This window comes from Arthrobacter sp. HY1533 (assembly GCF_027568515.1).
GTDB lineage: Bacteria > Actinomycetota > Actinomycetes > Actinomycetales > Micrococcaceae > Specibacter.
In genome coordinates this window covers 25,000-34,103 of record NZ_JANKZF010000041.1, presented here as the reverse complement: position 1 = coordinate 34,103, position 9,104 = coordinate 25,000, and the positions used below count along the sequence as shown (strand labels likewise).

General features: G+C 66.1%; 6 protein-coding genes. 4 read left to right on the top strand and 2 right to left on the bottom strand.

The features are described 5' to 3' along the window. Window positions 1-189 precede the first annotated feature (189 nt). The gene (locus PCK14_RS18520; RefSeq protein ID WP_269939994.1) at window positions 190-1,221 is read right to left on the bottom strand and encodes a LacI family DNA-binding transcriptional regulator; all 1,032 of its coding nucleotides are present in this window, start codon (window positions 1,219-1,221) and stop codon (window positions 190-192) included. Window positions 1,222-1,244: 23 nt separating this feature from the next. Beyond that, entirely contained in the window at window positions 1,245-2,942 is a 1,698-nt protein-coding gene (locus PCK14_RS18515) for a glycoside hydrolase family 13 protein (protein WP_269939993.1), read from the bottom strand. Window positions 2,943-3,249: 307 nt separating this feature from the next. Between PCK14_RS18515 and PCK14_RS18510 the strand changes: the two genes are divergently transcribed. The 4 genes from PCK14_RS18510 to PCK14_RS18495 all read left to right on the top strand — a co-directional run bounded on the left by PCK14_RS18510 (window position 3,250) and on the right by PCK14_RS18495 (window position 9,031). Further along, the gene (locus PCK14_RS18510) at window positions 3,250-4,548 is read left to right on the top strand and encodes a sugar ABC transporter substrate-binding protein (RefSeq protein ID WP_269939992.1); all 1,299 of its coding nucleotides are present in this window, start codon (window positions 3,250-3,252) and stop codon (window positions 4,546-4,548) included. Window positions 4,549-4,641: 93 nt separating this feature from the next. Then, a complete protein-coding gene (locus PCK14_RS18505) occupies window positions 4,642-6,279 on the top strand; it encodes an ABC transporter permease subunit (RefSeq protein ID WP_442864761.1) in 1,638 nt (545 codons plus the stop codon). Further along, on the top strand, window positions 6,276-7,190 hold the full coding sequence (locus tag PCK14_RS18500; RefSeq protein WP_269939991.1) for a sugar ABC transporter permease: 915 nt from the start codon (window positions 6,276-6,278) through the stop codon (window positions 7,188-7,190). Before PCK14_RS18505 ends, PCK14_RS18500 begins: the two co-directional genes overlap by 4 nt. 2 nt (window positions 7,191-7,192) lie before the next feature. Beyond that, entirely contained in the window at window positions 7,193-9,031 is a 1,839-nt protein-coding gene (locus PCK14_RS18495) for a glycoside hydrolase family 13 protein (RefSeq protein ID WP_269939990.1), read from the top strand. The last annotated feature ends 73 nt before the right edge of the window (window positions 9,032-9,104 follow it).

The following is a 9,104-nucleotide window of genomic DNA, read 5'->3' as shown; positions in this document are numbered from 1 at the left end:
CCGGAAGCTAAGACCCACAGCGCCGATGGTACTGCATTCGAGAGGATGTGGGAGAGTAGGACACCGCCGGACAACACCAAAAACAGGTCGAGGCCCCACACCACACGGTGCGGGGCCTCCCTGCATTAACCCCACAAGCCACAACACGGCCACCCCACCAGGTGGCCATTCTTCGTTTAACGCCAACAACTACTCAGCCGGCGGCACCGCCGTGCTGGAACGCACCACCAGACGGGTCGGAAACACCTCGGCAACAGGCTCGTGGGGGATCTCTGCGGCCGGCAGATCCTGCGCCAGCCGGTCCAGGATCCTCCGCGCCGCATAGGAGCCCTGGCCGCGGGCATCCTGGTCAAAGGTGGTCAGGCCGTACACGGCGCCCTGCTCGTGGCCGTCGATCCCGATCACGGACAAGTCCTCGGGAACACGCAGGCCGAAGTCACGGGCTGCCAGGATGGCACCAAATGCCATCTCGTCGGATGCTGCGAAGATTGCCGTGGGGCGGTTGCGGCCGGCGCCCAGCATCGCCCGTGCCGTGGCGTAGGCGCCGTTGACGGTGAAGTCCGAGGTCTGCAGCCATTCGGGCGCGTAGGGCAGCTTGGCGCCCTTCATGGCCACCTCATAGCCGTTGCGGCGGGTGCGCGGGAGCTTGAAGTCGGCGTCGTACTCGTTGGCGCCGCCAATGTGCGCAATGCGTGTATGCCCCAGCCCGATCAGGTGCTCCGTTGCGTCCTTGGCCAGCTGGAAGTCGTCGACGCGGATGCTGTCGGCCCCGGGCAGGAGTCCGCCAACGCCCAGGACCGGTCGGTGGATGGCCAGCAGCTGCAGCACCTCCGCCTCGGTGAGCTCCAGCGAGACGGCGATGACGGCGTCGAGCCTCTTGCGCAGCAAAAAGTCGCTCAGGATGGTGGCCCTGTGGCTCGCGTTCTGGCTGGTGGTGTACAGCGTGAGGTCGTAGCCGGCCTCCAGGAGCTCGGAGGAGATGCCGTCCAGCAGGGAGGAGAAGAACCAGCGGTTGACGGCCGGCACCACCACGCCGATGTTGTGGTTGCGGCCGGACGCCAGGCTGGAGGCTGCATAGGAGAGCACAAAGCCCAGCTCGGCCGCGGCGTCCTGGGCCCTCTTGCGGCTCTTGGCAGACACGCTGCCCTTGCCGCCGAGGGCCCGTGAGACGGTGGCAATCGAAAGTCCGGAGAGTTCGGCCACGTCCTTGATGCCTGCCACTTTTTTCTCCATCGTGTCCTTGTTTAGATGCTGAGCCAGGCGGCCTCACCCGGTTGCAGGGCCTCGCCAGCCCCGAGCTGCTGCTGGGAGCGCAAGAGGACTGTTCCGCGGGGGAGCTCAAGCGGGGTGGTGCCTGTGTTGAGCAGGGCCAGTGTGGTTCCATTGCGGAAACCCAGTGATTGCTCCGTGCAGTATTCTTCCACCCATTGCAGTGTTCCTGTACCCAGGCCGTGAATGCGACGCGCCTGGAGTGCCTTGCGGTACAGGGCCAGGTGTGAGGTGGGGCTGGCGGCCTGCACGTCCCGCGCATAGTCGTCCCAGGCTGCCGGCAGCGGGAGCCATGGGTCTGCCGCTGTTTCTCCGCCGCTGAAGCCGGCCGAGGCTGAGCCGGCCCGCCAGGGGAGGGGGATCCGGCAGCCGTCGCGGCCAATGCGTTCCCCGGACGTGCGTGCAAATGTGGGGTCCTGCCGCGAGGCGTCGGGCAGCGTTGTGTGGTCCGGCAGGCCCAGCTCCTCACCCTGGTACAGGTACACGGCGCCCGGCAGGCCCAGCGTGAACAACGACGCCGCGGCGGCGCGCCTGCGTCCCAGTTCCAGGTTGGGCTGGGGGTCGGCAGAGCCAATGCCGTCGCCCTCCCGCGGGCCCGGGCCGTCGTAGCCGAAGCGGGTGGCGTGCCGGACGACGTCGTGGTTGGAGAGCACCCAGGTGCTGGTGGCGCCAACGGCACCAAAGGCCCGCAGCGAGGAATCGACAACCGAACGCAGTGCCGGGGCGGAGAACGGAGAGGTCAGGTACGGAAAATTGAAGGCCTGGTGCATCTGGTCCGGGCGGACCCAATTGGCCATGCGTTCCAGCGGATCAACATTGGCCTCGGCGCACAGGATCTTGTCCGGGCCATACTCGGCGAGCACCTCACGCCACATGCGGTAGACGTTGTGCAGGGCGGGCTGGCCGAACATGGGCGCCTCCTCGCCGGGGAAGCCCTCAATGCTGCCGCCCCATGCGGTGCCGCCCCAATCGGGCAGGCCGGGTGCCTTGACCAGCGCGTGGGCAACATCCACCCTGAAGCCGTCCACGCCGCGGTCCAGCCAGAACCGCAGGATCCGCTCAAATTCGACGTGCACGGCGGGGTTGTCCCAGTTGAAGTCCGGCTGGGTTGAGTCAAAGAGGTGCAGGTACCACTGGCCGCCGCTGCCGTCAGGGTTCACTGTGCGGGTCCAGGCCGGCCCGCCAAAGTGCGACTGCCAGTTGTTGGGCGGCAGGTCATCTTCGGAGCCGCGACCGTCGCGGAAGATGAACATGTCCCGGGCGGCGCTCCCCGGGGCCGCAGCCAGGGCCGCCTGGAACAGCGCGTGGTCGCTGGAGCAGTGGTTGGGCACCAGGTCGATGATGACGCGCAGCCCCAGACCGCGGGCACTGTGCATGAGCTCGTCGAAGTCCGCCATGGAGCCGAAAATCGGGTCCACGTCGCAGTAGTCGGAGACGTCGTAGCCGGCGTCGCGCTGCGGGGACCGGTAGAACGGCGACAGCCACACGGCGTCCACGCCCAGGTCCGCCAGCTGGCCCAGTTCGGCCGTGATGCCGGCAAGGTCGCCGATGCCGTCGCCGTTGCTGTCCCGGAAGGACCGGGGATACACCTGGTAGATCACCGAGTCCCGTGACCAGTGGGTGTCCGGGGTTGCCGATGCGGCGAATGCGGGAGCTGCGTACGTGGAAGTCATGCTTACAAGAGTAGTGAATCGGCGCGATTCTGTAAACGTTCTCAAAATTGAGTGAATCTCATCCGACGTGGCCACAAAGGCCCGGAATAGCCCTAAATTGCGGGCTTCTTGACGACTGGTAGCGTGCGACATTTCCGCTGAAACTGACAGCCAGTGAGGTGGTTTGTGTCTATTTTCTTCCGTTCCCTCTTCAAATTGGAACCGCTTTCATGTAGCTTGGTCAATGCTTGCGCTTTGTGAGGCAGGCCACTGACAGTTTTGCCCGCCCGGCCCACATGGCCGGCGACGGGCCCATGAAAGGGACACAATGAAGTTGCCAAACAGCAGTGCCATGCCGGTCAGCCGCCGGGTCTTCACGATTGGCGCATTCTCCGCCGTAACCGCAGTTGCGCTCAGCGCCTGCGGCGGCGGGGACAAGACCTCCAGCAGCGCACCTGCCACTGCCCAGGACCTGGCCGCAGGCGGCGCCAGCACCATCACCATGTGGGTGGACGCCGAGCGCTCCCCGGCACTGAAGGACATTGCCGCCAAGTTCAAGGCGGACACAGGCATTGAAGTGAAGCTCGTCATCAAGGACTTCGCCGCGGTGCGCGACGACTTCATCACCCAGGTCCCCACCGGCAAGGGCCCGGACCTCATCGTCGGCCCGCACGACTGGGTAGGCAAGTTTGTGCAGAACGGCGTCATCGCACCTGTGGAGCTGGGCGACAAAGCCTCAACCTTCTCGGCCACAGCCATCAAGGCCATGACCTTCAACGGCTCCAACTACGGCGTCCCGTACTCCGTGGAGAACATCGCTCTGCTGCGCAACACGGCCCTGCTTCCCGCAGCCGTCACCACCTTCGACGAGGCGGTCGCCGCAGGCCAGGGCGTTGTGGACGCCGGCAAGGCCAAGTACGCCTTCCTGGTGGGCCTGGACCCCAAGCAGGGCGACCCCTACCACCTGTACCCGCTGCAGACCTCCATGGGATCGGCAGTCTTTGGCCTGACCCCGGAGGGTGGCTACGACCCCAAGAACCTGGTCCTGGGCGGACCCGAGGGCATTGCCTTCGCCAAGAAGCTCGTGGAGTGGGGCGACACCGGTTCCAAGGTCCTGAACTCCAACATCACCGGCGACATTGCCAAGGAAGAGTTCAAGAACGGCAAGAGCCCGTACTTCCTGACCGGCCCGTGGAACGTGCCGGACCTGCAGAAGGCCGGCATCAAGCTGGCCATCGACCCGCTGCCCACCGCCGGCGACAAGCCGGCACAGCCGTTCGTGGGCGTCAATGGCTTCTTCATCAGCGCCAAGAGCGCCAACGCCCTGGCCACCACGGAATTTGTCACCAACTACCTGACCACGGAGGCCGCTCAGGACTCCATGTTTGCCACGGGCGGCCGCCCGCCGGCACTGAAGGCCTCCTTTGAGAAGGCGTCCTCGGACCCGATCGTCGCCGCATTCGGCAAGATTGGCGACAACGGCGTGCCCATGCCGGCCATCCCGGAAATGGATGCCGTCTGGAACGACTGGGGCGCCACTGAACTGGACCTCATCAAGGGCAAGGGCGATCCCGCCACCGACTGGCCCAAGATGGCTGCAACCATCAAGTCCAAGATCGGCGCCTAGGCTTCACAGCCACGCATGGGGGTGTGGTGCGGCCGCGCGCGGCGGCACCACGCCCCTTGATGATCAGCCAAGAACAGTGCAAGAGGACCCCAAGTGACGCAAGTTTTCCAATCCACCAACGACGCCGGACACGTGGCACCGCCTGCCTCCGGACGCCCGCCGGGCCGGCTGGCACGGGCCAGGGACCATGGTCCCGATTCAATCAAGGGCACCCTCGTGAAGGTGGTGCTGCTGGGCCTCGTGGACGCCTTTGCCGTCTACGTCATGATGATGCTTTTCCTGAGCGAGTCATGGGCCATCCTGGCCGTGGCCGCCCTGGTGACCCTGGCCATCAACTGGATCTACCTGCGCAAGGGCGGCCTGCCTGCCAAGTACCTGGCCCCGGGCGTCTTCTTCCTCATCATCTTTCAGGTGTTTGTGGTGCTGTATTCGGGCTACATTGCGTTCACCAATTACGGCGACGGGCACAACAGCACCAAGGCGGACGCCATTGCGGCCATCCAGACCATGGCGCAGAAGCGAGTGCCGGATTCGCCCACGTTCAAGACGGCCGTGCTCAAGCAGGACGATGAGCTGTTCCTGCTGTTCACCGCTCCGGACGGCGCTGTTTCACTGGGTTCCTCCACCGAAGCCCTGGCCGCGGTCACCGACGCCGGCACGGACAGCACGGGCAAGGCCAATTCCGTGCCCGGCTACGACACCCTGAACTTCGCCCAGGTGGTGGCCAACCAGGACGCCATCCTGGCCATCTCCGTCCCCGTCTCCGACGACCCCGCCGAGGGCAGCCTGCGCACGGCTGACGGCAGCACCGCCTACGCGTTCAAGCCCAGCATGGTCTACGACGCCGGCACCGACACCTTCACCGACGTCGACACGGGAGCCACCTACACCGACAACGGTGAGGGCGCCTTTGCCAACGCCAACGGTGAACGGCTGGCCACGGGCTGGAAGATCAACGTGGGCTTCGACAACTTTGTCCGCGCCTTCACCGACCCCAACCTGCGCGCACCCCTGCTGAGCGTCGTGGCATGGACCTTCACCTTCGCCATCGCCTCAGTGATCCTCACCTTCAGCCTGGGCCTGTTCCTGGCCATCACCTTCAACCGGGACGACCTGCGCGGCAAGAAGGTGTACCGGGTGCTCATGATCCTGCCCTACGCCTTCCCCGCCTTCCTCTCCGGCCTGGTGTGGTCAGGCATCCTGAACCCGCAGTTCGGCTGGCTCAACCAGACCCTGTTGGGCGGCGCCGAAATCGGCTGGCTGACAGATCCCGTGCTGGCCAAGATCAGCGTGCTGGTGGTCAACCTGTGGCTCGGCTTCCCCTACATGTTCCTGGTGTGCACGGGCGCCCTGCAGTCGCTGCCCACCGAGCTGGACGAGGCCGCCCGCGTGGACGGCGCCGGCGCCTGGCGCGTGTTCCGCTCCATCAAGCTGCCGCTGCTGCTGGTCTCGATTGCACCCCTGCTCATTGCCTCCTTCGCCTTCAACTTCAACAACTTCAACGTCATCTACATGCTGACCGGCGGCGGGCCCCGCTTCGAGGACACCACCCGGGACATTGGCTCCACCGACATCCTGATCACGCTCGTGTACAAGGTGGCGTTCGGCCAGGGCACGGGCCGCGACTACGGCCTGGCCAGTGCGCTGGCAATTGTCATCTTCATCATTGTGGCCACCGTATCCGCCGTGAGCTTCAAGCAGACCAAGGCACTTGAGGAAGTGAACCGATGAGCACCACACTGCAGCCCGAGACAACCCGGACCCTGGTCCCGCAGCCCAAGCGCCGCCCCTTTGGCGTGTGGTTCAAGGACAAGGGATGGCGCCACCTGGTGGGCGTTGTGGTCACGTTGTTTGCCGTGTTCCCGCTGCTCTACGTCCTCTCCGCAGCACTGAACTCCAACGGCACGCTGGCCGGCACCAAGGGGCTGTTCACCCAGGTGGACATTGAGAACTTCGTGAAGCTGTTCAACGACCCGGCCCGCCCCTTTGGCCGCTGGTTCATGAACACCCTCATCATTGGCGTGGTCACCTCGGCCGCCACCGTGTTCCTGGGCGCCATGGCCGCCTACGCGTTCTCCCGCATGCGCTTCACGGGCCGCCGCGTGGGCCTGCTCTCGCTGTTGCTGCTGCAGATGTTCCCGCAGCTGCTCGCCGTCGTCGCGATTTTCCTGCTGCTCAGCGGCATCTCCGACGTCATCCCCGCCCTGGGCCTGGGCAGCCAGCTGGGCCTGATCATGGTCTACCTGGGCGGCGCGCTGGGCGTGAACACCTACCTCATGTACGGCTTCTTCAACACCGTCCCGCAGTCCCTGGACGAGGCCGCCAAGATCGACGGCGCCTCCCACGTGCAGATCTTCTTCGGCATCATCCTGCGCCTGGTCACCCCCATCCTGGCCGTGGTGGCGCTGCTGTCCTTCATCGGCATCTCCAGCGAATTCGTGATCGCCTCCGTGGTGCTGACCGACCCCGACTCGCAGACGCTGGCCGTGGGCCTGTACTCCTTCGTGGCCGACACCCGTTCCAAGAACTGGGGCATCTTCTCCGCCGGCGCAGTTTTGGCCGCAGTGCCTGTCATGGCACTGTTCCTGTTCCTTCAGCGGTACATTGTCAGTGGCTTGGTTCAAGGCGGGGTAAAGGGATAAACATGTCAGTCAATCAACCGCACCACGACGGTTCGGCTCTCCACGTTGGAAGCACGACGCCGGCACTCGGCGAACGCTGCACGCTGCGGTTGCGCGTGCCGCAGGACTGGGGGAGTGCCTCCCGGGTGTGGGTGCGCAGCGTCCAGGACGCGGAGCCGCGCTACGACGAGGCCAGGGAGATCGGCACGGCCGGCGGCTGGACATGGTGGGAGGCGAGCATGCTCCACGTCAACCCCGTGGCGCAGTACCGCTTCGTCATTGAAGTCGCCGGCGAAGACGGTCCTGTCTACTGGCACCTGAACAACGCCGGGCTGCACAACCGCGACACCTCCGACTACAACGACTTCCGCGTCACCACGGCCAGGCCCGCCCCGGCGTGGTCGCACGACGCCGTCATGTACCAGGTGTTTCCCGACCGCTTTGCCCGCTCCGCCCAGGCGGGCGGGCGGCCCACCCCGGACTGGGGCGTGGCCTGCAACTGGGACACGCCCGTGCAGGGCAAGGGCCCGGATGTGGCCCGCCAGTTCTACGGCGGGGACCTGGACGGCGTCACGGAACGGCTGGATGAGCTTCAGGCCCTGGGCACTGACATTGTCTACCTGACACCGTTCTTCCCGGGCCGCTCCAACCACCGCTACGACGCCTCCACCTTCCACGCCGTGGACCCGCTCCTGGGCGGCGACGAGGCACTCATCCGGCTCGTGGAGGCCGCGCACGCCCGCGGCATGAAGGTCATGGGCGACCTCACCTCCAACCACACAGGCGACGCCCACGAGTGGTTCACCCGTGCGCAGGCGGACCCCAATTCCGTGGAGGCCGGCTACTTCTACTTCAACGAGGACCACACGGACTACGAGAGCTGGTGGGGCGTGAAGTCGCTTCCCAAGCTCAACTGGGCCTCCGAGGCGCTGCGCGAAGCCTTTGTCACGGGGGAGGACTCCGTGGTGGCCCACTGGCTCAAGGCACCGTTCAACTTGGACGGCTGGCGCATCGACGTGGGCAACATGACCGGGCGCTTGGGTGCGCAGGACATCAACCGCGAGGTGGCCGCCCTCATCCAGGAACGCATCCTTGAGATCAACCCGGACGCGCTGCTGCTTGGTGAGGAAACCTCAGACGCCGGCGCCGACGTGGACGGCTTCGGCTGGCAGGGCGCCATGACGTACTCCAACTTCACCCGACCCATGTGGCAGTGGCTGGGCAACCCGGAGGCGCGCGTTGACTTCTTCGGCACCCCCCTGGCGGGCCCGCCCAAGGTGGCGGCCGACGTCGTGCTGGCCACGCACCGCGACCTCTCCAGCGCGTTCAGCTGGCCGGTCCGCAATGCCACCATGAACGCCCTGAACACGCACGACACCGCCCGCGCGGCGAGCGTGATGATCCCGGGCGGCCCTGCCGTCGCGGCGGCCGTGTCCATGCTGCTGCCGGGCATTCCGGTGGTTTTTGCCGGCGACGAGTTCGGCCTCGAGGGTTTCAACGGCGAGGCCTCGCGCACGCCGCTGCCGTGGGACGAGCCGGAGCGGATCGTCACGGACCTGCGCCCCGTTTACGCGGCGCTCGCTGCCCTGCGGCATGAAAGCCCCGCCATGCGCGGCGGCATGCGCTGGCTCTTGGCCAGCGGCGATGTGCTCGCGTTTGTGCGGGAGTCGGCCGAGGAGTCGCTGCTGGTGGTGGCCGTGCGTGCCGCCGCGAGCGTGCCGATCGCAGCGCTCGGGCTGTCCTCACTGGAGTTCGAGCCAGTGTTCGCGGGTGCTTCCGTTTCCAGCACGACGGCGGAGCTTGAGCTGGGCGGGCCCGGCACGTTTGTGTGGCGCCTGCCAGGAATCGCAGTGCCCGCCTGAGTGCCCCGCCCCGCCTTGGTTTCTTCTCCTAGACTTGGGGGAGTAAATACGGCGGTGCAAGGAAGGCTTGGCG

Bases quoted from the DNA above. Each gene is read 5' to 3' on its own strand.
- PCK14_RS18510 (WP_269939992.1), top strand. From the start codon at position 3,250: ATGAAGTTGCCAAACAGCAGTGCCATGCCGGTCAGCCGCCGGGTCTTC.
- PCK14_RS18515 (WP_269939993.1), bottom strand. From the start codon at position 2,942: ATGACTTCCACGTACGCAGCTCCCGCATTCGCCGCATCGGCAACCCCG.
- PCK14_RS18500 (WP_269939991.1), top strand. From the start codon at position 6,276: ATGAGCACCACACTGCAGCCCGAGACAACCCGGACCCTGGTCCCGCAG.
- PCK14_RS18495 (WP_269939990.1), top strand. From the start codon at position 7,193: ATGTCAGTCAATCAACCGCACCACGACGGTTCGGCTCTCCACGTTGGA.